15 protein-coding genes are annotated in these 24,113 nt (G+C 63.0%); 10 read left to right on the top strand and 5 right to left on the bottom strand.

Features of this window, described 5'->3' with window-relative positions; translation table 11 throughout:
• Positions 1-183: 183 nt before the first annotated feature.
• Positions 184-1,005 (bottom strand): hypothetical protein, encoded by an 822-nt coding sequence (locus tag KOR34_RS07490; RefSeq protein ID WP_197531233.1) that lies wholly within the window; start codon positions 1,003-1,005, stop codon positions 184-186.
• A 739-nt stretch (positions 1,006-1,744) separates the two neighbouring features.
• On the opposite strand from KOR34_RS07490, the gene KOR34_RS07485 reads away from it, so the two are divergent.
• Both KOR34_RS07485 and KOR34_RS07480 read left to right on the top strand, forming a co-directional pair.
• A complete protein-coding gene (locus KOR34_RS07485) occupies positions 1,745-2,608 on the top strand; it encodes a hypothetical protein (RefSeq protein WP_146563635.1) in 864 nt (287 codons plus the stop codon).
• On the top strand, positions 2,605-3,495 hold the full coding sequence (locus KOR34_RS07480) for a DUF1559 domain-containing protein (protein ID WP_146563633.1): 891 nt from the start codon (positions 2,605-2,607) through the stop codon (positions 3,493-3,495). The genes KOR34_RS07485 and KOR34_RS07480 overlap by 4 nt, the downstream gene beginning before the upstream one ends.
• Positions 3,496-3,558: 63 nt before the next feature.
• Here KOR34_RS07480 and KOR34_RS07475 read toward each other — a convergent pair whose 3' ends face one another.
• Entirely contained in the window at positions 3,559-4,539 is a 981-nt protein-coding gene (locus KOR34_RS07475; protein WP_146563631.1) for a DUF1559 family PulG-like putative transporter, read from the bottom strand.
• A 487-nt stretch (positions 4,540-5,026) separates the two neighbouring features.
• Here KOR34_RS07475 and KOR34_RS07470 point away from each other — a divergent pair, with 487 nt between their 5' ends.
• The 6 genes from KOR34_RS07470 to KOR34_RS07445 all read left to right on the top strand — a co-directional run bounded on the left by KOR34_RS07470 (position 5,027) and on the right by KOR34_RS07445 (position 12,282).
• On the top strand, positions 5,027-5,782 hold the full coding sequence (locus KOR34_RS07470; protein ID WP_197531232.1) for a hypothetical protein: 756 nt from the start codon (positions 5,027-5,029) through the stop codon (positions 5,780-5,782).
• 21 nt (positions 5,783-5,803) lie between these two features.
• Complete coding sequence (locus KOR34_RS07465; RefSeq protein ID WP_146563627.1) at positions 5,804-6,823, top strand: hypothetical protein; 1,020 nt, start codon at positions 5,804-5,806, stop codon at positions 6,821-6,823.
• 531 nt (positions 6,824-7,354) lie between these two features.
• Complete coding sequence (locus KOR34_RS07460) at positions 7,355-7,858, top strand: hypothetical protein (RefSeq protein WP_146563625.1); 504 nt, start codon at positions 7,355-7,357, stop codon at positions 7,856-7,858.
• Positions 7,859-8,068: 210 nt separating this feature from the next.
• Positions 8,069-10,882 carry an ABC transporter permease gene (locus KOR34_RS07455; protein WP_146563623.1) on the top strand — a complete coding sequence of 938 codons (2,814 nt, stop codon included), beginning with the start codon at positions 8,069-8,071 and terminating at the stop codon, positions 10,880-10,882.
• A gap of 36 nt (positions 10,883-10,918) precedes the next feature.
• Positions 10,919-11,686: an ABC transporter ATP-binding protein gene (locus tag KOR34_RS07450; protein WP_197531231.1), complete on the top strand. Its 768-nt coding sequence runs from the start codon at positions 10,919-10,921 to the stop codon at positions 11,684-11,686.
• Positions 11,687-11,871: 185 nt separating this feature from the next.
• The gene (locus tag KOR34_RS07445; protein WP_146563620.1) at positions 11,872-12,282 is read left to right on the top strand and encodes a hypothetical protein; all 411 of its coding nucleotides are present in this window, start codon (positions 11,872-11,874) and stop codon (positions 12,280-12,282) included.
• Positions 12,283-12,363: 81 nt separating this feature from the next.
• On the opposite strand, the gene KOR34_RS07440 is transcribed toward KOR34_RS07445, so the two are convergent.
• The 3 genes from KOR34_RS07440 to KOR34_RS07430 all read right to left on the bottom strand — a co-directional run bounded on the left by KOR34_RS07440 (position 12,364) and on the right by KOR34_RS07430 (position 18,322).
• Complete coding sequence (locus KOR34_RS07440; protein ID WP_146563618.1) at positions 12,364-12,975, bottom strand: hypothetical protein; 612 nt, start codon at positions 12,973-12,975, stop codon at positions 12,364-12,366.
• 85 nt (positions 12,976-13,060) lie between these two features.
• Positions 13,061-14,167 (bottom strand): DUF1559 family PulG-like putative transporter, encoded by a 1,107-nt coding sequence (locus KOR34_RS07435; protein WP_146563616.1) that lies wholly within the window; start codon positions 14,165-14,167, stop codon positions 13,061-13,063.
• Positions 14,168-14,590: 423 nt separating this feature from the next.
• Positions 14,591-18,322 carry an FG-GAP-like repeat-containing protein gene (locus KOR34_RS07430; RefSeq protein ID WP_228714650.1) on the bottom strand — a complete coding sequence of 1,244 codons (3,732 nt, stop codon included), beginning with the start codon at positions 18,320-18,322 and terminating at the stop codon, positions 14,591-14,593.
• A 968-nt stretch (positions 18,323-19,290) separates the two neighbouring features.
• Here KOR34_RS07430 and KOR34_RS07425 point away from each other — a divergent pair.
• Together KOR34_RS07425 and KOR34_RS07420 are read left to right on the top strand one after the other, a co-directional pair.
• The gene (locus KOR34_RS07425; RefSeq protein WP_146563611.1) at positions 19,291-21,936 is read left to right on the top strand and encodes a hypothetical protein; all 2,646 of its coding nucleotides are present in this window, start codon (positions 19,291-19,293) and stop codon (positions 21,934-21,936) included.
• 284 nt (positions 21,937-22,220) lie between these two features.
• Positions 22,221-23,843, top strand: coding sequence for a PEP-CTERM sorting domain-containing protein (locus KOR34_RS07420; RefSeq protein ID WP_146563609.1), 1,623 nt, complete (start codon positions 22,221-22,223; stop codon positions 23,841-23,843).
• Positions 23,844-24,113 lie beyond the last annotated feature (270 nt).

Raw genomic sequence — 24,113 nt, 5'->3', positions numbered from 1 at the left:
TCACTCGTCCCGTTCAACAAAGTTGTCACAGAAGAATGGTCGGTGTTTGCCGGTCATTCTTCGCACCCCCGCTGCTCATTGCGTCGGTCCGTTTGTCACGAATCGCGGCAGATCTGCAACTGGCGCGCGTCGAAGCCGCCGAGGGTCTGTTTCCTCGTCAGGCCGCCGTTCGTTCGTAGTGCTTCAGCACGCCGCCAAGCCACTCTCGGCAGACGATCTCGTCGCCGCCCTCTGGCGGATCGTCGACCTTGGGGCAGAACCCGAGCAGCGGCTTGTTCTGCTTCCTCTGGTGAGGCCGCGCATGATGATAGTAATCGAGGTAGCAAGACGTGATACGGCCGAGGTGTCCCAGGCTGCAAACGATGAAGCGATTGAGGCACTCGCCGCGTATTGAACCGATCTAACGTGCAAGAAGGCGAGCGTGTACGCCTGCCGCAGCCCGATGCTCGTCCTGGCCATCTTGCTGAAGAAATCACACTGCCAAAGCGACTCGGCCTGAATCTTGATGAAGTCGTCCCAGGTCCCTGGACCACGCTTTGGCCCTGGATAAATCCCCTCTTCCTTGAGGATGGTGCTGGCCGTCGTGCGGCCAACGCAGCGGATGCGTAATTCCCGCGACTCACCGACGATCCGCCCGTAGCCCCAACGATTCTGCTTGGCGGGCCGGACCACGATCTGGCGGATCGCCTTGGACGTGCCCTTCCGGCCAATCTTCTTCGCCGGCGGCTTGCCCTGGCGTCTCCGCTCCTGCCAGCGGCGGTAACTTCGTGGATGAAAAAATAACACCATCTTCAGCACGTCTGCCCCGATGCCGTCGCCCAACTCTAGCAGCTGTTGCCGCTCGTCATCCTTGAAAAAGATTCGGCTCTGCGGGACGCTCGCACGGGTCATCTCGGGTTCGGTCTTCAGGAACAGAATCTGCCGACGTAACTGGTCTTCACTGGAGCGTGCGAAAAGGACAAAGAGCGGGGGAACCAGTGCGGCATCGGGACCCAATCTCTGCATTCTGACGAGCAACGCAGGGGGACAACCTTTCCGCCCCCCTGCACTGCCCTGCCACGATTCTCGCCGTGCGGGCACCCTCCGCAAGCGACTTACCGGCCGCGAAACCGACTACCCCTTCGCGCTGCCTACGTTTGCAAACAAGTGACAACGATTGCAAACATGTGCGATGCAACAAAGGGGTAGTACAATCTTCGCAAACCGTTGCCTCGACTGACTTTATCAGTTGAGGACTTTGTATCCTCGTAACCTCGAGGTCGTCGCAAAAAGCTCTTTCGGTTCGTGCCGTCGAGGGCATCGAGTTCTTCGGTGTGCCGGCTTTCACGCCGCCCCTAGGCGGACGCGTGCGACGCAATCAGGCCTCGGGCGGCGCCACGCCGCAACCAAGTCACAGACGCGTCGATTTCAGCGACACTGCTGTCGCATTCCCAGACACCGTCGCCGTCGGTCGTCTGCGGGGCGGATTAGGCCGCAGAAATGATCTTACTTTGGAACGGTTGTTGCTTAACGCTATAGGTTTGCCGAGAGTCCGATACTGGGATGACGTTCAAGTAGCTGTAGAACGGCAAGTCGACTGCACCTGGACTCAATCAATGGGCGGCGGCGGCATCTGGCGACATGAAGGAAGCGTATGCGAAGCTGGCGTAGTCGTTGTTCGAATCGAAGTCATCGGTTGGTTGCCGTGCGCGCCGCCTTAATCGCTGCGAGTTGTTGCGCAGTCGCTCAGGCGGAGACCGTAACCGTGCGGCTCGATGCGGAGGCCGACCCGGCTTCCAATTTCGTCACCTACTGGTCGGAGGGGATTGCTCAGTTGGATCGGACGTACCCGGGCACCAGCAACCAGCCGTTCTGGAGCACCACCGACCCCAGCCGCACCTACAACTCCAACTTCGACTTCTTCCCCAACGACCGGGCCATGCGGTTTGGCGAGCTCACCTACGACGACGCCGGCCTGGCGTCGGGAAGCGGTGTCGTTGAGATCGAGGGGCTCACTCTCGGGATCGAGTTCGATCCCACGGACCCGAGCTACGTTAACGGCAGCTGGCTGAGCTTCTCGACCGAGCTGCAAGAGTACTCTGGCAGCGTGACGGTCGTGAACGGTGCGGCGACCGAGATCAATCTCACAGCCACCTACACGTCGACCGGCAGCTTCGGGGCGGAGCCTATCGACGCCAGTGGCACATTCGTGGTTTCAGGCGACCGGTTTACGGTGATGGCGTCGGGGTACAACCCCAACTTTGGCGACTACAACCCTTCCCTGGCGTGGGACTGGACAGGAGTGATCCTCGGCCTTGAGCTGCCACAAGTCGACAACGCCGACTTCAACAGCGATGGCTTCGTCGACGCCGCCGACTACACCTTATGGCGAGACAACCTCGGCACGGTGGGCGTGCCCGCGTACACCTTGGGCGACGCTGATGGCGACTCCCAAGTAACCACGACCGACTACGAGGTCTGGAAGTCGCAGTATGGCGCCCCCCCTCCAGCATTGGTCGCGGTGACGGGCACGGCGCCAGAGCCCTCTGCCTTGGCTGCCGTCGCCGTTTCCGTGGTGGCGGCGTTGGTTCACCGGCGGACCGCCGCCGCGCTGGGGCGACGCCGATGAGGCCGCTGCCGGAACGCGGCTTTACACTCGTGGAGCTGCTCGTCGTGATCGCGATCATCGGGGCGCTGGCGGCACTGCTGCTCCCGGCGGTGCAGTCGGCGCGCGAGTCCGCCCGCCGCACCGGGTGCGCCAACAACATGCACCAACTCGCAATCGCGATCCAGCTGCATCTGGAGGCGGAGCAGCACTTCCCGCACAGCTGGCCCAACGGCGTGACCAGCATCGTGTGGGGACGCAGCCTGCTGCCTTACCTTGAGGACGGGGCGCTCGAGCAGCAGTGGGACGATTCGATCGATATGCTTGAGGGCGTGAACCTGCAGGTGCTCGCCCAGCCTATCGCGGCGCACAAGTGTCCCACAGCCCCGAGCCGCCCGACCTACGACTACACATACCGCGGTTCCGTGCGGACCTACGGCACAAGCGACTACAAGGGCGTCGAGGGAGTCTTGGCGGACGACCCGATCTTTGCGAGGTGGGCCCGCAAGAATTGGGTCCCAGGCGTCATTGGGCGTGAGAAGGTTCGCCTCAGCCAGGTGACCGACGGGATGTCGAATACGGTCACGATCGTCGAGTCGGTCGGCGACACCTCCCTCTACGGCCCAGGGTCCACGAAGGTGGGCGAGATCTGGTGGCACACCGATGGGGCGTGGGCTGGTCGAAACCTGGCGGGCCTGTCTCCGACGCAGCACGGAAAGCGATTCGGGATTCCGGCGTGCTCGATCAACTGCACCAACCAGTACGACTCGCCGCCCTACAGCTTCCACCCTGGCGGGGCGCACGTGATGGTGTGCGACGGCAGTGCTCACTTCCTCAACGAGCAGATCGACGTGTTCGTGCTCGGTTGCCTGTTCTCGTACGACGACGGCGAAGCGACCCAGGCTTGGTGAGCTCGGCAGCCGCTCCCAACGGCGGCCGCACGCCGCGTAGACGCCGGGCCACGCGCGAGACTGCTAGATCCCTGGGATGTCATCGCCATCGTCGTACGAGTAGAGCCCCATCAGGACCGCCGGGTCGATCCCTTCGGAGAGGAAGTGGGCGCTGCCGTCGCCAAGAACGCTATAGGCGCCGCCGACGTGGAAAGAGTACGGGCCGTAGTCGTACATGTTGGAGCAGTTGACCGTGCAACGGTTCACACGACGGAAGAGCGCGTAGGCGGACGGCGAGACGCTGCTCAGAGCGCGGCCAACCCAAGACCCGTCTTCCGGGTACCAGATCCGGTCGGGGCTTCCCGGCAAACGATCGGGGCCGTAGAGCTCGACCCCGCCGACGGACTCGACGAGCAGGACGGTCTGCGACAATCCATCGGCGATCTCGGCGGGCCGGGTGGGGTGTCGGCTGACGACGCCGTCGACCCACTCCCTTCTGCCCCAGTGGGCGACAAGCGGGTCGAAGCCGTTGGCGCCCTGGCAGCTCTTGTAGTCGATGCTCGCCATCGCCGTTGGTTGGGGGCCCACCTTCTCGTAGGTGTATACGGGTTTACTGGGAGCGGTCGGGCACTTGTACGCGGGGACGATAGTGGCCGCCAGGTCGCCGTTAGGGCCCTCAAAGAACCCGAGGTCGCCATCCCACGCGTCGTACAGCGGCTGGTGGTCGAGGTAGGGCAGGAGTTCGCGGGCCCAAGTGATCGTCCCATCGCCCTCGGGCCAACTGACAGGGAAGACGCGGTAAGAGTCCGCGTAGAGGTTGGCCGCCAGGCCCATCTGCTTCATGTTGTTGACGCAGGTCGCCTTGCGAGCCGACTCGCGCGCCGCCTGCACGGCGGGGAGCAAAAGGGCGACGAGCACGCCGATGATCGCCACCACGACCAGCACCTCGACCAAGGTGAATCCGCGGGGCCATGCCTGCCTGCCTACCTCACGAGCGTCGTGCGACAGACAACGCTGGCCCCAGAGGGTTCCGGGGGTGGGACGCTTGGAAGACTCGGATGCCATTCCAGTTGAGATTCTCGGTGAATACGGTGGTTGATGCGCCGGCAGGACGCACTAGGCCGTCGACGATTGGCGTGCAGACCTACGGTGCATCCAATCGCAGCCCGCTTGCAGATTCATGATACCGCTCCAGGCAGGTTCACGAACTAGCGGACGACGGCGTCACGCGTCCCGCGGTGTCGCGGAAATCGACGCCCGTGTCGCACGGCGCGACGCTATCCCCGCAGGAGCGCTCCGCCCTCGCGCCTGACGCCACATGTCGGCGGTTCTGATATGCAACCACAGTGCAGGTTCTCGTTGACGACCGACTTTGATCCTGAAACGATGAGAACGGCACACGACGTGCCATGTTTGCTCCACGCTGGTTCGAAGGCAGTCAACCCCGGCCTGCTGTGTAATGCCCTGAGATCAGATGTAGGCCTGTCCGAGTTCGCGATCGCCTCCACTGTCTAGCCGACGAATGCCGCATCATCGATTGACTGCTACCGTTATGCTGTTCTTCGCGACGTCGTCGGTGTGGGGAGCAGCCATCAGGTGGCACGTGGTGGCCGACGCTGGCAGCCGTTTCGTCTCGCACAGTTTCGACGGGCTGTTCGAACTCGGTAGAACGCGGGCGAGCACACGGGTCGAAGAGCCAGACGGCGCCTTCCTCTATTCCGAGTTGCCAGACTACCTGCCCCTGGGCGGCGGCGGCACGGCCTTCCCTAACAAGAGCAACTTCCTAGATCTAGGAACCATCGGGTACGACGACGCCACTGGCCAGATCACGGACCTGCAGGCCGACTTTGCCAAGCATGTCGCCCCAGGAAGGTTCACGTTCTACCAGGGAGTCTCCGGCGCGCCGGCCTACACCACCTCGTTCGATTCGTTCTCCGGGTCGGTCAGTTTCGCTGAATCGGGGATGCCCGTGGTCAATCCCTCGAGCCAGGTGGTGTTCTCCATCGATGGGTCAGCCGTCGGCGACGGCACGCTCACCTATACCGGTTCCCTCGATGTGGTGGACAGTAAGTTTTCATTAGCCGTCCACGACACCGGATTCAGCCACGCGTTCGCAACTGGGTTCGGCGATGGCGACATCCAGCTGGAGTGGGACGTTAGCGGCGCCATTGGCATCGTTGGCGACTTCAACCAGGACGGCTCGGTCGATGCGGCCGACTACACCACATGGCGAGACCATCTGGGGAGCGGCCACAGCCTGGGCGGCGCCGGTGACGAGATCGGCGTTCGACAGCATCGACCGAGGTGACTGTTGGTATTGTCTAGAGCCATGTGGCAGGTCGAGTTCCTAATCCCAACGAACTGCAGCTTTTCAGCAGCGAGAAACTTCAAGCGAATGCACTTCAGACAACTTCCGTACTCCATCTTGATTGCTTGTCTAGCAGGCTCGTGCAGCGGTGCGACGCTCAACCTTGATGGCGTTGCCAACAATGGCAGTCGCTTCATCGAGCACCGCCAAGGCGCGTTCTGGGAGCTGGGTCAGACGCGACCTAGCACGCGGGTCGACAATCCGGACGGCGCCTTCACCTATTCGGAACTCCCCAACTACGTGCCGCAAGGCGGCGGCGGAATCGCGTTCCCTAACAAGCAGGACTTCTGGGATCTCGGCGTGATTGAGTACGACGACGCGACCGGCGAGATCACCGGCCTGGAGTTCGACTTTGAACCCCACGTTGCTCCCGGGCAGTTCACCTACTTCCAGGCGGTTACCCAAGCTTCGGCGTACGCCACGTCGTTCAATGCCTTCTCTGGGGCTGTCACCTACAGTGATGTTGGGCTGCCCACCATCAACCTCATTAGCGAGATTGTGTTCTCTATCGATGGCGACGCGTCCGGCGACGGGATCCTTGCCTACACGGGATCTTTTATGGTCACCGACAACGACTTCGTCCTCGACGTTGACGATACCGCCTTCAGTCAATCCTATCAGGCCTTTAGCGGCGACGGCGACCTGCGCGTCGAGTGGAACGTCTCCGGTGCCCTGACGGTCCCGCTCGTAGGCGACTTTAACCTGGATGGCGCAGTCGACGCCGCCGACTACACCGTGTGGCGCGACAATGCAGGCAGCGTCGGTGAGGACCTCGCCGGCGACGCCAATCAGGATCAGGTGGTCGACGAAGCCGACTATGTCGCGTGGCACGAGAACTATGGGCGTTCTGCGGGCGTCGGCGCCCTTGAACAGACAGCCGCACCTGAGCCGGCTGCGGCCGCGCTGCTGTTAGCGACGCTTTGTGGAGGCGCCTTGTACCGGTCCGCTGGGCGATCTCGTGCTGCGCGGCGCGACACGTAGGTCGGTTCGCTCGACACGGCTCACCTTGCCCTGCATTGACCTACCGGAACGACTTAGCCGTAAGCTCGGTCAAATGGCGATTCTGAGAATCTAATCGCTCCGGCCGGCGCAATCGGAACAGGAGTTGCCAATTAGCCTTGATTCTTAAGAAGTGCCGTACACCACTCACCCTTTGATCCTTCACCCAAGAGAGACTGCCTAATGAACAAGACCGCTTTCTGTACTGCGTTGCTGGCGATTGCCATTGCCGGAGACGCAGCGTTTGCAGCCCCGTTGTTTTTTACCGTTGATGCCAGTCAAAGCTCCCTGAGCATCGACCCTACCTCACTCTTCGGCGTTCCGGATAGCGAACAGGAGCAAGCCCCCGGAAGCTGGACAGCGAGCTACTACGGTGGAATCGTCGCCGATGTCACCAGCTCTACCATCCAGATCCTGCCGACGACTACGCTTGTAGCCGGCAATAGCGGCATCTGGGGACCGGCCCCGATCTACCCAACAACCGATCCGGCATCCGACAGGGCAGAGAACGACTTGGCCTACGCTAACTCAAGCGCTCCGGCCAACTACGGCACGGTTGTCGACTACAGCAACCGCCCGCCAATCAACGGCGTAGCCCCCCCCTCGGCCTCCAATTCGGCGATTCGCGACCTGAGGCTAAGCCTTTCCGACAGCTCGCCCAAGACACTCGCCGGCGATGGGTCGTTTTCCGAAGCGGGCATCCAGCCCGACTTCCAGTCCGGGATCGTCTGGCTTACGTACGGGAACGCCAGCTTCAGCGGGCCTTACTCGGACCTGTCGGGCGACGGGATCAATGTAACGCCAACCGTCGACACCGCTGGGCAGGGCACGCTCACCCGGGTTGGCGATCTGCTCACCCTGACGCTGCCCCTCGAGTTCACCGAGTCGCACTTCGGTTCGAGCACGGTCTACAGCGGCACAATTGTCGCCACCGCGTCGGTGCCCGAGCCGTTGACCGCAACCCTGCTGCTGCCGGCCGCGTCGCCGCTGGCATGCGTTCGTCGGCGGCGGTTGTAGTCTTACACCTCGGTGTGTGAGACATCCGCCAGCCGAACGGCTTGGCGTGCCAAGGCGCCCTGCTTCCGCCTCCCCCAACCGTTGCGGGGAGGCGGAAGCGTGTAGTTACAGCCTCGGGAGGTCCCGAACGGATAGCGGGCAACTTCCAGTCCAGGACCTCGACTGCCGGATACCCTTTCTCGGTAAAGGATGCTCATCAGAGTGCAAGCGATGCCGTTGTCCGCCGTTTGGCTCCTGCTCATCGGTAACGTGCGGTCGCACCTCGGCCGGTTCATCGCCGCGTGCCTGGCGATCTCTTTCACCACCGCGATCCTGCTGGCGGCGATGGTCGGCCAGCAGGTTGTCCGCACGCGTGCCCCGACGGCTGCCCAGGGCCTGCTGGGCGCGGGCGAGCTGCACCTCGCCGCCACGGACACCATCCACCCGGTCCTCGACGAACAACTCTTGGCTGCGGTGCGCGCCGATCCGCGCGTCTCGAGCGTCCGCACCGCCAGCATCGTGCGCGCCGTCGATATGCCAGGCAATGAGAAGGGGGAGCTGGATGTCGAGCGGTTCTACGCCCATGCGAGTGGCGGTTCGGGGGGCTGGATCCCGGGGCGTCGCGAGGGTTTTATCGCCTGGCACGACGGTGGCGCCCAAGGCGAGCTCGTGGACGGACAGTGGCCGTCCAACCAAGATCCGGACCCGGTAGAGATCGTTGTCCCAGCCGTGATTTGGGGGCAACCGGTAGGCGCCTGGCGACGGCTCGAGAGCGACTCCGGCGTCCACCGCAGCAGGGTGGTGGGCATCCTCCCGGCCGACATGGCCACGGTCGCCTCGCCCGCGGGGATCCGGCTCGCCTTGCGGCAGATCAGCCCCAAGGCGGCAGAAAAGCTGGCCGGCGGAACGCTCCAGACTTCCGACGCACGCATCACGCTCAACAACGCCGACGACCTCCAGCCGTTTCTCAGGGAGTGGCGAGGACGCCTGGTCGACTACCCAGGTATGATCGAGCTCTGGGACGCCGACACCCTTGAGCGGGCGGCGCTCGAAGGCACGATGGCCGAGGGCGCGCGCATCGCGGTTCAGTCGGCCGTGCTGCTGGCCACCGCTTGCGTGATGTGCATCGCCTACAGCGTGCAGGGCAACGCGGTGCGTGAGCGGGCGGCGCAGTTTAGTCTGCTCCGCTCGTTGGGCGCCGCGCGGGTGGTGCTGCCGTTGCTCGTCGTCGCCGAGGCGGTCCTGCTGGCGCTCGCCAGCTTGGTGGGCGCGGTGCTGTTCGTGTGGGCTGCAATGTACGGGTTGGCCGCATATCTGCCGGTGCTCAAGACACCGTCCAGCCCGGCGGCGGCGAGCATCGCATGGGCCGGCGGAGTGACGCTATTCGGAGTGCTCTGCGGCGCCGTCTGGCCGGCCTACCTCGCCTCCCGGCGACTCCCGGGAGAGTACACCGCGGAGAGCGAGGACTCAGCCCGCGCCGCACGCATGTCGCGCCAAGCCGCAGTCGCCGCTCTTGTGGTCGCCGCGTTGGCCGCTCTGGCACTCGCCGCCACGCCGAGCCAGTCACTGCCTCGTACGCACGCGATCACTTGGGTGGGAGTTCCGTGCCTAGCGATCACCGCCGTGCTGCTGACCCCACTGGTCCTGCGAGCCACGTGCCGAATCTTCGCGCGACCTGTAGCCTGGCTGACACGCACCGAACCACTCGTGCTTGCCGACCACGTGGCATCCGACGGCGCCCGGAGCGCGGGATCGATCATCGCCATCAGCGTCGGGCTGGGCGGGTTCATCTGGACGATCTGCTGGGGCGCCTCGATGCTTGACGCCTTTATCATCGACCAGGGCCTGCCGCGCTGGCTGGTGTCGGTGCACCCGTACGGCCTTAACCAGCAGGAATCGGAAAGGCTGCTAGCCTCACCCGAATTCGTCGGCTACCACGCGCTCACCCTCTACGACACGCACCTCGTCAGCACCGGCGAGCCGACACCGACGCTTGTCATGGGGATCGACCCCGGTCGCTCATTGGCGTCCAGTGATAACACGCTGCCCTTCAGGTTTGTTGAGGGCGACCGCGAACAGGCTATCGCGGACCTCGAACGCGGCGACGCGTGCCTCGTGAGCGCGTGGTACGCCGCCAGCCACCACGTGCACCCGGGTGACCAGCTTGCCGTGGCGGCGCCATCGACCGACGGCCGTGGCGAGCGGAGCTACCGTGTGGCGGGCATTGTTGAGCTCACGGGCTGGCGAATGGCGACCAAACTCAACAAGGTCCGCTACCACGGCATCAAGCACAAGGTGATGCTGGTGCTCGACACCGACGCCGCGCGGCGTGATTTTCCCGTGGGCCACGTCAACTTTCTGCTGGGCAACCCGCCTGCGGCGCCCGACGGCGCCATCCCCGGTTTCCGGAGCGATCTGCCGAAAGAAGTGGCCTACGAGGCCTCAAGAAAGCTTCGGCAGTCGGTCGAGGCGTCGCTTGCCGCAGAGGTCGACCTATCGCAGCCGGTGCGCAGTCGGCCCAATGGCGAAGACGATGTGGTCGTGGAGAGTCGAGTAGTCCAGGTGGATGATCTCGACCGCACACGCTCGTCGCTGCGGGGGGAGTGGGGCGGCGCCGCTGTCCAGCGCATGGCGCAGGCACCGTTGGCCATCCTGATGCTTAGCTTGTTCAGCATCTGCGGCGCGTTGATGGCGTCGCTCCAGTCCCGCTCCCGGGAGCTCGGCGTGCTGCGGAGCTGCGGCATGCCACGCTCTGGTCTCGCCCGCCTGGCGCTCGCCGAAGCGTTGCTGCTCGGGCTGGCCGCGATCCCGATCTCCGCACTCCTGGGCGGCGTGGGAGCGGCCTTGATGCTTCAAGTGGCCAGCGTGGTGGGGTTCCGGCTCGACTTCGCAGGCATCCAGCCCGATTTCACCGCGCCCTGGGCCTGGCTCTGGCCGGGCGTCGTGACCACGTTCGCCGTCTGCAGCGCGGCCGGGCTGTGGGCGGCTTGGCGGATTGGCCGTGTCGCGCCCGCCACCTTGATCTCCAATTCTAGCCGGGGCTAACCAGTGAAACCTAGCGGACCAACAACGCCCACAGCGGTGCTCAGCGCTTCGGGGCTGCAGAAGTCGTTCGGGCAGGGCGACTCCTTGGTGCACGCTGTCGCGGGGGTGGACATCGAGTTCATGGCCGACGAGGTGGTGGCGATCATGGGCGCCTCCGGATCCGGCAAGACGACGCTGCTCCACCTGTTGGCGGGCCTGCTCAGACCCGACGGTGGCTCCGTCATGCTGGGTGACCGCGACTTGGCTCGACTCTCGGACCGCGAACTCACTGCGATGCGCCGCTCGCACGTGAGCGTTGTGTTCCAGGCGTACAACCTGCTGCCAACCCTCACGGCGATCGACAACGTGGCGATGCCGCGCTTGCTCGCCGGCGACAACCGTGCGAGCGCCAGGCAGGCCGCCCAAGAGATGCTTGCGCTGGTCGGCATGGCCGCCGCGTCTAACCGCCGGCCCTCGCAGATGTCCGGCGGCGAGCAGCAGCGCGTCGCCATTGCCCGCGCGTTGGTTTGCCAACCACAGGTCCTGCTCGCGGATGAGCCCACGGGCAACCTCGACCGCAAGAACGCCGAAACAGTTTGCCGGCTGCTCCGTGAACTGGGCGCCACGGCCGGACGAGCCGTCGCGATGGTCACCCACGACCCCATAATTGCCGCCCACGCCGACCGGGTGGTCGTGCTGGTCGATGGACGCGTGGCGGACACCTTCCTGCGGAGTGATGTTGGTTCGGCTGAGGAGCTAGCAGTCCGCGCAATGACGCCGGGCGCCGGGGTTATGCCAGCCCAAGCGGCAAACATGGGGATCTAGGGCGAAGCCGTCCCCGGCGAGTCAACGCGCTCTTGCAGGCGCCTGCCCGAGCCATGCAGTGCTGCTGGTGGCCCCTTCTTGAGATTCACCTCCGCGTAGATGCAGAACTGAGGCGGGGCGGTTCCGCTGAGCACGCACTCTCGGCAAGATCTGACAACGCGCAGCATACTCGCGGCGGTGAGCGAATGGGCCTCCTGGTAAGGGACAGCGGCAACTGTCTACAGACGCTCAGCGAAGAGGACGTGTTGGCGTGCCAGCTCTCTTCTATGCTTTCGATTCTGGACGCGGACGGCCTCTCCAATCAGGAGATTGAGATATGCCTACTAGCCAGCCGAGTCGACTCCGCCACGAAGAAGCCATCGGTCGAGACGCTGTTCCACGCGGTTCTGCTGTCGCTCCCGGGGATCAAGTGCATCGGACACGCGCGCCGCGTGGCGGCCAACCAGTTCTTGTGCTCCCCAATGGCCGAGAAGGCAGGCCAAATCTTCGTCGGCAACACGGCATTGGGCGGACCGACCCACTTGACCGACAAGAACGTCAGCCGAATCGCCAACCGCACAGACGAGCACTACCGCCAGCGGGCGTTGCATCTGTAGGTTGGCTGGGAAGTCCAGGTCTCTCGCGTCCTCATTGTGCGAGAGCCACTAGTGGCGTGCTTTACCAGTCGCACTCCGCGGCTACAGGTCGACAGACGCCTGATCGCCGCCGCGCCGGATTGGGTTTACTTCCACACCGAATACAGCGCCGCCAGCAGCTGCCTCGGGGTGCTCGACCTCGATTCGGTAGATTCCGGGGGCCACCGCAGGGATGCCCGCCCAGTCTTTGGGGAGAGCTTCCGGGGGAATGGACATCTCTGCGCGCCCCGACGCGTCCGTTACACCGCTCGCGGCTTGCAACGCGCCTCCCATGAATGGCTCAGGAGACATGCGAACCGTCGCGTTGGAAAGGGCGCGTCCGCCTTTGGTCACGTAGCAGGCGAACGACGTCAGTCCGACGCCGCTGTTCTTGAGCTGCTCAATGCGACCTTGGATCTCCTCGGGCGAGACTTCGTCGTTACCATCTGCATCGTACTCGGCGAACAACTCGGCGATGGCGGGGCACTTCGCCGCTTCCTCCTCGTTGAGGCTGCCACTGCCGTCACTGTCGTACTCAGTGATAGCCTGCGCCGCGGCGTCGGCGGGGTTGAGCGCGGGGGGGGCGACTCCCCCTCCACACCCCACCGACAACAACAACACCCCAGCGGCTACCACCTGCCCGACCCCGGGCTGTGCCCGAGAATTCAGATTCACTCTCATATGGCCTTCGAGTCAAGGAAGATGCAGACAGCCGCCTGAGTCGACGGGGCTCCGGTGCGGGGCGCCCATGTAACCGACGCTACTCGATGTCGCTAATCAGCAATCCGTCGTTGCGCGAACCCATGACGCGGTACACGGCGTGATCGATGCTGTACTCGATTTGACCGACATGGCCGTCGCAGTACGACATGTTCATCACGCCTGGGTGCGTGCTTCCGAAGATCAATGCGTCGTTAAAGCCTAGCCGGTCCTGCTGCGGCAGGCGCCAGGTTGAGCGGAAGTTATCGTTGTTGTAGCCGGTACACCAAGTCTCGTTGTCGCCCGGGTCCGCGCCCGTTTCGTAGTTGTTGGGGTTCATGTATTTTTCACCAATCAAGAACGTGCTCGAGGTGCCGTCGCTGACATGGCGGATAGCAATCTCGCTCCGCTGGAAGCTGATGCCATTGGCGTTTGCAACCGAGTTCGCGGGGCAGTTGAAACCTCTGCCGGTCAGCCGCTCGCCGGTGACCGATAGACAGAAGTTGCGTTTGATCGGGGGAAAGTCCGCCTCGGCAGGGAAGCCGTTGCTCCCAACCTCATTGAGCTGCGTATCTCCACAGTTGATCGCGTAGTCGCTGCGTCCCGCGACGTTCTCATCCGCCGCGTTACTCCCGGCATTGTATGCAACGAAAGTTCCGTCAACGGGCTTCGGGAACACCTGTCCGAACCGCCGAGAGGGGCACGCAATCAGAGGCAGAGGCTCCCTCACGATCTGCCGGACCCGTACTTTCTGTTGCTCGGTTATCACCTCGGGTTGCCCGTCCGAGGCGAACTCATAACGCGCGCTCTCTTCGGTGAACGGCATCAGGTTGAATGCGTAGCCGCCGGGCTGATCTCGGCCGAAACCGCGGTCGGGGTCGCCGACCCACCACCAGCCCCACCCACCCGTGGGAAAGTGCCCCGCGATATCGTGGTGGTTGTGCGCAGCGAGTGCGAGGTTCTTGAGGTTGTTCACACACTGGGTGCGTCGGGCGGCTTCTCGCGCCGATTGTACGGCGGGAAGCAGCAACGCGATCAAGACGCCGATGATGGCAATTACCACCAGCAGCTCGACCAAGGTGAAACCACGCGGCGCCGCTGCGAGACGCCTGACAGCGTTTGCAGAACCAGCACCACACCGACGCGAGCGTGCGACGAAATCGCGCATAGAGAAGCTCCCCATCGAGCGCCGCAGACAACGCTCCCCTGCCGCATAAGAAAAGAGATTGGGCTCTGCGATACCCAGCGGCGAATAGGCCGAGTTTTTGCACGCTATTCTATCTGCCCTCCACAGTCAAGCGGAAAGCAATAAATCCGGGCGGCGGAACGCACTCTTGCGATCCGTTGTCAGGAAGCCTGATCCCAGTTTCGGCGAGTGGACAGTCGTGCCCAATCGCTACACCCAACAGGCTCTCACTGAGCGTCTCAACCGGCACCGATCGCATCTGACATCGTCGTGAATCTGGGTCAAAAGGGATCTCTACTCTATCGCTCAAGTGAATCCTTCAGGCTCCATAAGCGGGTTCCGCAGGCACTCGATGCATTACTCGTCGCCGAAAAATCATCTCGTGCATGCCGACCGTCGCCGTGATTACTGCTCTGGGTAATGAAGCGTTTGTATGGGGGATGGGCTCAACGCGTGCGACGAACGTGCGCCGTCTGGCCACCACACCTCGAGTTCCGCATCCTCTGAGGAATGAGGGGTACCGAAGACCAGGGCGCTGGAGTTCTGAGAGAGGTAGCCGCTGCCCGCGCACAGCTCTGCCGTCTGGGGTGGACCGCTGGCGGACCGCAGCGTCACCCGCGCCCCGTACCCGAGGGGGTTGCCGCCAGGCCCATCAAGCTTGACGCGGACGAAGTATGGCCGGCTCGTCTCGCCGGCCGGGCCTTTTTCCTCCGCCCAGTCGAACGCTTGCAGTTGCCCGTCGTTGACTCCCACCAATAGCAGCGGAGCTTGGGACTGCTTGCCGGAGAAACATTGGACGACCGCGGTTGCATCGCCGGGCGCCACTAGGCCACTCTCCGACGGGCTAACCGCCGCAAAGGTGGCGTCGCCGCGCCCAGTGAGCATCGTGCTCATGCCGCCATCCATTCGCCCCGACTCCGCTGCTGCCCCCGCAAAGTTCTGCACGAGGTAGACATCCGCCGTCCCGTCGCCGTTGAATTCAGAGACCACCACGCCGAAAGATGGGGCCACTTGGGCAATACGCGGAAATGGGCGGAACTCAAATGCACCGCTCCCATCGTTGATCAATACGCCCGATGCGAGCGTTGTGGCGGTGAGTTTCTGCGCATCGGCCAGGGCATCCGCCGTGTAGAGCTCCTCCAGAGAAGAAGTAGCGAACTGATCATGCGAGTCGTACATCATCCGGAGATGCGGCATAACCCGCGAGGCGCTGCTCATGTTGCGGACGGGAACCAGGGTGTCGCCCTCGTACTCGGCTTCGAGCAGCTGCTTATCTCCCAGGCCGTCGAAGTCGCCGTAATACAACACCGCCGGCCGCCGCTCGGTGGCCTTGTACCGGCTGTTCAGCCCCCAATTCGTTACGACGTAGTCGATGTCTTCGTCGCCATCAAGGTCTCGCGCGGCGATCCCGTTCCACCACCCGGTCAGACGCGCCAAACCGGCGGCGTCGGTCGACTCGACGAGCCTCCCTTGGGAGTTCTTGAGCAGGCGGATCGGGCCCCACTCTGTCGTTAACAGCAGGTCGACCCAGCCATCGCCGTCTGCGTCCGACCAGATGACGCTGGTGACGAGCCCGGCGGAAAGAAGTTCGGGCGCCACGTGTTGCGTCGCATCAACGAGCCTGCCGTTGCGGTTCTCGAGCAGTCTCGTGGCCGCGGCTCTTGGGTACTCGCCGGGAATCACCCTTGCCCCGACGACGAGGTCGACATCGCCGTCCCGGTCGAAATCGGCGGCCGCCACGCCGCTGCCGCTGTCGCGGAGCCCAGGGTGAGCGTTTGCCAGCGCCGGTGTCAGCCCGCCGCTGCCGTCGTTTAGGTAGAGGCGGTCCGCGTAGGCTTCGCCGCCCGCTTGAGACTCGATGCCGCCGCTAGAGACATACAGATCCAGGTCGCCATCCCCCTCAACGTCAAACCACACCGCCCCCATGTCTTCGCAGGCGGCGTCTGCTTCAAAAGCGGTGATACTGACCACCCGAAACCGCCGCCGCCCGTCGTTAACAGCGAGCTGCCCGGCTTGCCCGGCGGCGCCACCGAAGTAGAAGTCGTCGTCCCCGTCGTTGTCATAGTCGGCTACCGCGATCGACGGCCCCAACTGGGAGAGCCTTCGTGGCAACAGCGGCTGAGCGGCAAAGTCGTCGAACGGGGTTTCCTCATGCTCGATGCCGCCGGGGGCCCCAATCGCTCTGAACCATGTCGTTCTCCGGTTCCCGGCCTCGGATACCTCGTCGATTGCGTCACTTTCTTCCGCCGGAGGCTCCTGCATTGTTACCAACTGGTTGGCCTGGATACCCCGAACCTCTTGCCTATGGCCGCTGGGCCAGTCGACAACCAATCGTTCGACGCGTTTTTCTGTACCGAGCCCAAAGTGGGCCACAGCCTCGTTGCCCGAAAGAAACCCGGTCTGCGGCGAGATCATCCGTATCTGACGACCGGCAGCCGTCTCGATTGATACGGTCGCTCCAATGCCTTGCCGGTTGCTGCGCTCGCCGCGGAGCGCAACGAGCAGACGCGCGCCTTCTGACAGGTCGTTGCGGTACACGCTGACAGGCTCGTCCAGATTAGCAACCACGAGGTCGAGATCGCCGTCGCGATCCAGATCCGAATAGGCCGCCGCGTAGCTCATGGCGAGTTTGTCGAGCCCCCAGGCCTGGCTGACATTCTCAAACCGCAGGTCTCCGAGATTGCGAAACGCCAGATTCTTCTGCGGCTTCGGGGGGGAACCCTCGTAGTGGTCCCACTCCGTCCGGCCGATCATCTGCTGCGCGTCCATGGGATGGTCGGCGTGGGTGAACTCGCGGACCGTTCCGTTGCTGAAATAGGCGTCGTTGCGTCCGTCGTTGTCGAAGTCGGCCAGCTTAATCGCCCAGGTCCAGTCGGAGTCCGCCAGCCCGGCCAGTTCCGCCGCCTCGTAGAACCGTTCGGCGCCACTATTGATGTACAGCGCGTTCTTCATTACCTGTGGTGGACGAGCGGTGATGCGAGAAATCTTGTCCGCATTCATCACCAGCATGGTAGTCATGCGCCCGTAGTGGGAGGTTGCGGACATATCCGCGACGAGCAGATCGAAGCGGCAGTCGTCGTTCAGGTCGGCAAAGTCGGCGCCCATTGAGAACCAGCTCGAGTGCGGGATCGCCGAGACGGCGACATCCGTGAACGTCCCGTCGCCGTTGTTGCGGTAGAGGTGGTCGGGATCGTTGAAGTCGTTGCCGACGTAGGCATCTGGCCAGCCGTCGTGGTTGTAGTCCCACCAAGTGATGCTCAACCCGTGACCGGCTTCGGTAACGCCCGTCTTGACGGAAACGTCGGTGAACGTCCCGTCGCCGTTATTCCGCAGCAAGCGGTCCGGCCGGCCGGTATTGTCAATTGAGTACTTCGACCCGCCGTGGTGCTTCAGCACGTAGTACTTCTGGTACTCCGGCAGCACGTAGGGGTGGCCGTCGCGGACGGAGTATGGCGGGCGGCTGGGCCTCCCGCCCTGCCGGTAGAGCCGATTTGTGAGGACGTAAAGGTCGAGGTCGCCGTCGCGGTCGTAGTCGCAGAAGGCCGGCGTCATGGACGCGTCGACAATGCCCAGGCCGTACTCATCCGCGGCCTCGCGGAACCTGCCTCGACCGTTGTTGAGAAATAGCTGGTTGGGTGAATCGTAGTTGCATACATAGATGTCGAGGTCGCCGTCGTTGTCGATGTCGGCCATCGCTGCGCCGGCGCCCCACGAATCGCCGCCCGAAACCCTGGACTCCTCGGTGATGTCCTCGAACCTGAAAGGGCCCGATTGTCGGTACAAGCGGTTCTGACCGGGCCCGCTGGTTAGGAATAGGTCGGGGGTTCCATCGCCATCCACGTCGCCAATTGAAACACCACCGCAGACAAACCCGGAATGGTACAGCCGCTTGAGCGGATGCCCCGCGTCAACCTCGTTGATGAAGGACACGCCTGTATCCGCGGGCGACAACAGGGTGAATCCTTCGGACTCTCCCACCGATGGTGAGGCAAGGTTCACACCAGCGTACCCGCGGTCCGTGTTCGGACTGCTTCTGGAGGTGGATCGCTCGTAACTCGTGAGCGACTCCGCTGTAGTCGGCTCAGAGTCGTTTGAACTGCAGCCGGCAATGCTAAGAATCGCGAACAGCGTGGCCATCGAAATCAGTAAACCAACGTACTCATCACGCATCAGGCAACGTCTTTGCATTCCGGGAGCTTTCTCATGGCAACGTTGTTGGCCCACCGCCCAACCTTGCTACGCCAGCGCCGTGACCGGCCCAGCCCGTAGTCGGGGTAAAGATTCGCGTAAAGGCACAGCATCTGGCAAGCACTCTAGCGCCCGACCACGTGGAGGCATATTGATCTGAAGAGCGTGGCCGACTAGACCTTCAGATTACGTTCTGCAACCGCGATCTGGCAACTAACTGCCATGCCGGCGAATGCTTAGCGGAAGACCGCCAGTCCAAGTGAACCGCACCCACCGTTCGGTGCGTGCCAGAGGCGTTGCCGATGACGTTCTGTTCCTAAGTTACTGCGGCGGGAAGTTAGCGCATGGGCATACGTGCGTCGAAGCACTCTCAAGGTCTCAGCCAGATCAATCGCAAGCGTCGCAAGTGTGCGAGCATTGCGACTTACTGCGAGGTTCGCCGAATAATCAAAAAACGCAGAAAAAAGGGTGGAACTCGTATTAAGATTCTGTGATACTACCAGCCGCTTACTTGTCTTTAGCGTCGCGTTTTACTAGCGGCTCTGTGTTCTTTTCTTCGTTTCGCTTTTCAGCGTCGTGATTTCCTCGGCTCAATAGTCCCAGGTCAAGTCGCACTTACACATTGATAGCTCAACTCAACGGCTGAGCCGGATGGCAGGGACTTGGCATCGCCGGTCTCTGGCCATTGCGGGCTAGGCGTTTGTGTACCGGTGGCCTGCTTGGTTGCCAATCGGGTCGGTGCAGTGGTCAATTGGTGACTCTCGTCGACCTCTCCGTCGGAAAGGCCGCTGAGGGTTCTCGTGTTTGACATCCTCTTCAGCTGTAAGTCTCTTCTCGTCCCAGTTCATTTGGTTCTTCGGCGGTGCACGCAACGCCGTAATGATTCGCACGCTTGACGCTTTGGAGGCGTAGCCCTAATGGATCCGAAAACATCCTCGCGATTTTCCCCGCTGGCGTGGTCGCTCGCCGCTGTACTGCTGACCAGCTCAGCGCGGGCGCAGTCGATCGGCGTCACCTTTGGAGCCGATGACGCGGGCTCCACCGGTGGCAATTCCGCTCTGGCTCCTGCGGAAGTGGCCGGCGTCGTCCCGCAAGCCAACTGGAACAATGCCGAAGGCATCACGGCAACCATCACCGATGCGGTTGATAGTGCTGGCGCCGCCTCGACGCTGGACGTGACCTGGTCCGCGGAAGAGAGCTGGAGCGGCGTTGGTGGCACGCCCGCAACGCCCAACGGGAAGCTCCTGAACGGCTGGATTTCCGAGAACCTTACCGACGCGGCGCCCAGCACCGTGACGATCTCTCAGATCCCGTACTCGCAGTACGACATGATCTTCTACCTAGCCCACGACCGCGGTGGCGCCGGCGAGAACACCATCTTCAGCGAAGCCGGCGGGGCGTTCGCTGACTTCAACGCCCGCGAAAACGTCACCGGCACGACCGTGGCGGCTGACCCGTTCCAGTTCGACGCCGTGCCATTCTCTGGCGGGACCGGTAATTTCTTCGTGGCAACGGGTCTGACTCAGAGCTCGCTGTCCATCGAATTCGGCTCTGCCAATGACCGGGCGCCGTTCTCGGGATTTCAGCTGGTTAACACGGTCGGACAGCTTGCCGGCGACGTTGACGGCGACGGTTCGGTCGACTTCGACGACTACGACATTATCGAATCCAACATGTTCCAACGTGTTGGATCGCGATCGGAAGGCGATCTGAACTATGACCTGACGGTCGACTTCGAAGACTTCCGGATCTGGAAAGCGGATGTCGCGGCAGGCGTCGTCGGAGGTGATGTAACCGCGCCTGAGCCCGCCGCGGCCTGCCTCGCCTTGCTCGGTGGGCTGGGCCTCCTTGCGTCGCGTTCCAGGCGGTCCTTGATGTCAGGCCAAGTGCTGGCCGCGTCATTTCTCGCGGTTGGCTTGTCTGCTTCCGGAGCGAACGCCCAATCTGTCGGCGTAAACTTTGGCGCTGACGACGCCGGCACCACAGGCGCCGCTGCACTGTCGGCCGTCGAGACGGCGGGCGTCGTGCCGCAGGCCAATTGGAACAACGCTGAAGGCGGATCTGGGGCGATCACCGATGCAGTAGACAGCAGCGGCGCCGCGACCACACTCGATGTCGAGTGGGCATCCGAGGAGAGTTGGAGTGGCGCCGGCGCCGCCCCGGTTGTCCCGGACGGTGTTTTGATGAACGGTTGGATTTCCGAGAATGGCGCCGACAGCGAGCCCAGCACCATCTCGATTTCGGAGATCCCTTACGACAAGTACAACCTCATCCTTTACGTCGGTCACGACCGAGGCGACGAGGACACTAGCTTCACGGAGACCGGAGGCGCCTTCACCGACTTCTTGACTCTGGAGAGCATTGACGCAACTAGCATCGTGGGAGACCCATTCGTGTTCACCGAGATCACCGCGTCCGGCGGAATTGGCACTCACTTCGTTACTCGGGGATTGACTCAGAGCTCTCTTGGGATTGAGTTCGCGGTCGCCAATGGCGAACGGGCGCCTGTCACAGGCTTCCAGATTGTCGCGATTCCGGAGCCCGGCGCGCTCTGCCTGGCGATTCTAGGTGGTCTGGGAGTCTTCGCATCACGCTCGAAGCGTCGTTTATCAGCCTGCAGTGTAGTTCTGGCCGCGCTTGTGGTGACCGGGCTGTCTACTCAGCAGGTATCCGCAGACTCGGTTGGCGTCAGCTTCGGCGCCGACGACGCCGGTTCAACAGGCGGCCTCTCGACCCTAGCCCCGGCCGACACCGCTGGTGTGGTCCCGCAAACCAACTGGAATAACGCGTCAGGGATCAGCGGCACCATCACCAACGCGGTTGATGACAGCGGCGCCGCGAGCACGATCGACGTGACCTGGGCGTCGGAAGAAAGCTGGAGCGGCGCCGGGACGCCGGCCGGCACCGAAGGGAAGCTGTTCAACGGCTGGATCTCGGAAAACGCCGGAGAAGACGGCCTACCGAGCACCATCACCATCGATCAGATCCCCTACGAGAAGTACGACCTCATCATCTACGTCGGGCATGACCGGGCGAACGATGACACCGTGTTCACCGAGACCGGCGGAGCGTTCACCGATTTCATCACGCTGGAAGGCATCGACGGCACTACAATCGCCGCGGACCCGTTTGCGTACACCGAGATCACGGAGTCCGGCGCCACGGGCACGCATTTTGTCACCCGCGCCCTGTCGCAGAGTTCTCTCTCGATCGAGTTCTCCGCCGGCACGGCATCGGCCGACCGCGGGCCGGTCTCGGGATTCCAGATTATCGACAACCCGTTCCCCCTCGGTGACGTCAACATGGACCTGGTTGTCGATATCGATGACCTGGATATCATCCGCGCCAACTTCTTTATGACGGACGCCGTTCCGGGTGATGGAGACGTCAACCTTGACAAGAGAGTTGACTGGACCGACTTCAAGCTGTGGAAAGCAAACGCGACGCCTGCGGCTCTCGCCGCCATAGTTCCGGAGCCGCACTCGCTCACGCTCTGTGCAGTTTCCCTGCTTGGGTTGCACAAGCTCGGCCGACGCCGGCCGCGTCAGCCTAGCGAGGCTTGATTTCATATCCAGGCACGTGGGTGCTCCGGAGCGATCAAGGATCGCACCCAAAGGCTCACGTGAGACCCGCATCGGCGAAACAGCAACTTGGCTAAATCATAAAGGCTCGACATATGATGCGTCTCCTCTTTAAGTCGGTTCCATCCCTGGTGGCGGTCGCCGCAGCCGCCGCGTTGGTTGCGCCCGCTCACGCCCAGGTTAACTACACCTTCGTGCCAACCACGGCGGCAGACTGGAACGTCGACGCCAACTGGTCTGACGGCGCCGACCCTCCCAACATGTTTGTGCCGAGTATCGACTTTGACGAGTCGGCGACGATTGGTGACCCTGGCAGCATCGCGCAGGTCACCGACACCCCACCAACACCGATCGGATTGACGATCAACTCAGGTGCTGTCGAGGTGGCCAGCACCGGCTCGCTTTCGGTTGTCACGTCGCCCAACGTCGGCGGAAGCGGCGGTGCAACTATCAACGCCAATGGCCGCATTTCGGTGGCGTCGGGCGGATCCTTCAGCTCGGTGAACCTCACGGTGAATGGCGCCCTGGAGATGGGGTCCACGGCCAACGTCTCTGCTTCCCAGGGGATCACGTTCAACGGCGGCAGCACCTTCAGCCCGCAGCTTACCAGCTCGTCATTCAACGCGATCTCTACGCCCGGTCCGATCACCCTTCTCGGCGGTACGGTTAGTCTCGACTTCGGTTACACGCCATCTCCTTCCGACACTTGGGACGTCTTCGACGGCGGATCGGTAGTCGGCAACATGCCCGAAGTCGAGGTCAACAGCGGCCTGACCCTCGATCCGTGGCAGAAGTTCGCGATCCGCACCAGCGCGGGCGGCGCTAATGGCGCAGTTGGAACACTGCAACTTGAAGACCGTGTAGTGCTGTCCATCAATCGCTCGACGGGCGTTGGCACAATCACCAACATGTCCGGCGGCGCCATCGACCTGGACGGGTATGTCATCGAGTCCGGGCTTGGATCAATCAACCCAGCAGCCTTCAACAGCTTTAGCAGTCAGAGCCTTGACGGCGGGTCCTGGGGAGAGTTCGGTGAGCTTGTCAACGAGTCCATCGGCGAACTTCGCAGAGAGGGCATCACGTCCCTTGCCCCGGGAGCGTCGCGATCAATCGGGGCTGTGTTCGACCCGACCGTGACAGAACTTGGAACGGACTACGAGGACCTGAGCTTTAGCTACACGAATGAGCAGTACGACTCCATCGGTGGCGTTGTCGTTTACGAAGGCAACAAGAAGTTCAATAACCTTGTGCTCAACGTCAACCCCGTTACCGGCGATGCCGTGCTGGTGAACGAGTCGCCGCTTTCTATCACGATCGACGGCTACGCCGTCAAGTCCGCCAGCGGCGCCCTTCTCACAGGCGGGTGGTCCAGCCTTGAAGATCAAGGCGCTGCCGGAGGGGATTGGCTTGAGATTGGCGCCAACTCGGGACAGCTCGGTGAACTGAAGGCGGCGGGGGCAACGGTTCTCACCCAGGGCACGAGCTACAATCTCGGCGCCATATTCAATACCGCAGGCGAAGAAGACCTCACGCTTGAGTTCTTCTTTGCCGATGAGGACGCCGCGCCTTCCTTCGGGGTCGTAAGCTACGAAGAGCCCGCTGGCGCAATTTCCGGCGACTACAACGGAAACGGAATCGTCGACGCGGCAGACTACACCATCTTCCGTGACAGCCTCGGCGGTTCCGCAGCCGCCTTCGCCGACGGCACCCGCAACCCCGGGCTGAGCGGGCCGGTCGGGACCGCCGACTACGAGTGGTGGCGGGACAACTTCGGCGCCAGCGGAGCGGTCGTTAGCAGCGCGGGCGCTGTTCCGGAACCACTGAGCATGCTGCTGGGCTGTTTTGCATTGACCGGACTAGCAAGCCGCCGCCGGGGGGTTGTCGCTTAGCCGCATCCGCAGCATTGGCCGGGGGGTCGACCTGCTCCACCTGACCCGAGTAGCGCTAGAGCAATGCTGCCGAAGCCACCGGGGCATTGCTCTACCGCGGTTGGCGGTTTGGGAGAGTGGGCACGGGCATTGGCGTCAAGCCGACCGAGCGTCGCACAACCAACGAATGCCGATGCCAGTGCACTCGCACGAATCCGCGCACGCAGCACAGCTCGACCTTGATATGGTGGGGGACTCGTTCCACGGAAGGTATAAGCTTCGCAAGCCGCC

The organism is Posidoniimonas corsicana, from assembly GCF_007859765.1.
Lineage (GTDB): Bacteria > Planctomycetota > Planctomycetia > Pirellulales > Lacipirellulaceae > Posidoniimonas > Posidoniimonas corsicana.
The sequence above is the reverse complement of the archived record's forward strand: the minus strand, read 5'-3'. Positions and strand labels throughout refer to the sequence as shown.

Coding starts and splice junctions, on each gene's coding strand:
- KOR34_RS07490 (WP_197531233.1), bottom strand. CDS start 1,005: ATGCAGAGATTGGGTCCCGATGCCGCACTGGTTCCCCCGCTCTTTGTC.
- KOR34_RS07480 (WP_146563633.1), top strand. CDS start 2,605: ATGAGGCCGCTGCCGGAACGCGGCTTTACACTCGTGGAGCTGCTCGTC.
- KOR34_RS07475 (WP_146563631.1), bottom strand. CDS start 4,539: ATGGCATCCGAGTCTTCCAAGCGTCCCACCCCCGGAACCCTCTGGGGC.
- KOR34_RS07470 (WP_197531232.1), top strand. CDS start 5,027: ATGCTGTTCTTCGCGACGTCGTCGGTGTGGGGAGCAGCCATCAGGTGG.
- KOR34_RS07465 (WP_146563627.1), top strand. CDS start 5,804: ATGTGGCAGGTCGAGTTCCTAATCCCAACGAACTGCAGCTTTTCAGCA.
- KOR34_RS07455 (WP_146563623.1), top strand. CDS start 8,069: ATGCCGTTGTCCGCCGTTTGGCTCCTGCTCATCGGTAACGTGCGGTCG.
- KOR34_RS07445 (WP_146563620.1), top strand. CDS start 11,872: ATGGGCCTCCTGGTAAGGGACAGCGGCAACTGTCTACAGACGCTCAGC.
- KOR34_RS07435 (WP_146563616.1), bottom strand. CDS start 14,167: ATGCGCGATTTCGTCGCACGCTCGCGTCGGTGTGGTGCTGGTTCTGCA.
- KOR34_RS07430 (WP_228714650.1), bottom strand. CDS start 18,322: ATGGCCACGCTGTTCGCGATTCTTAGCATTGCCGGCTGCAGTTCAAAC.
- KOR34_RS07425 (WP_146563611.1), top strand. CDS start 19,291: ATGGATCCGAAAACATCCTCGCGATTTTCCCCGCTGGCGTGGTCGCTC.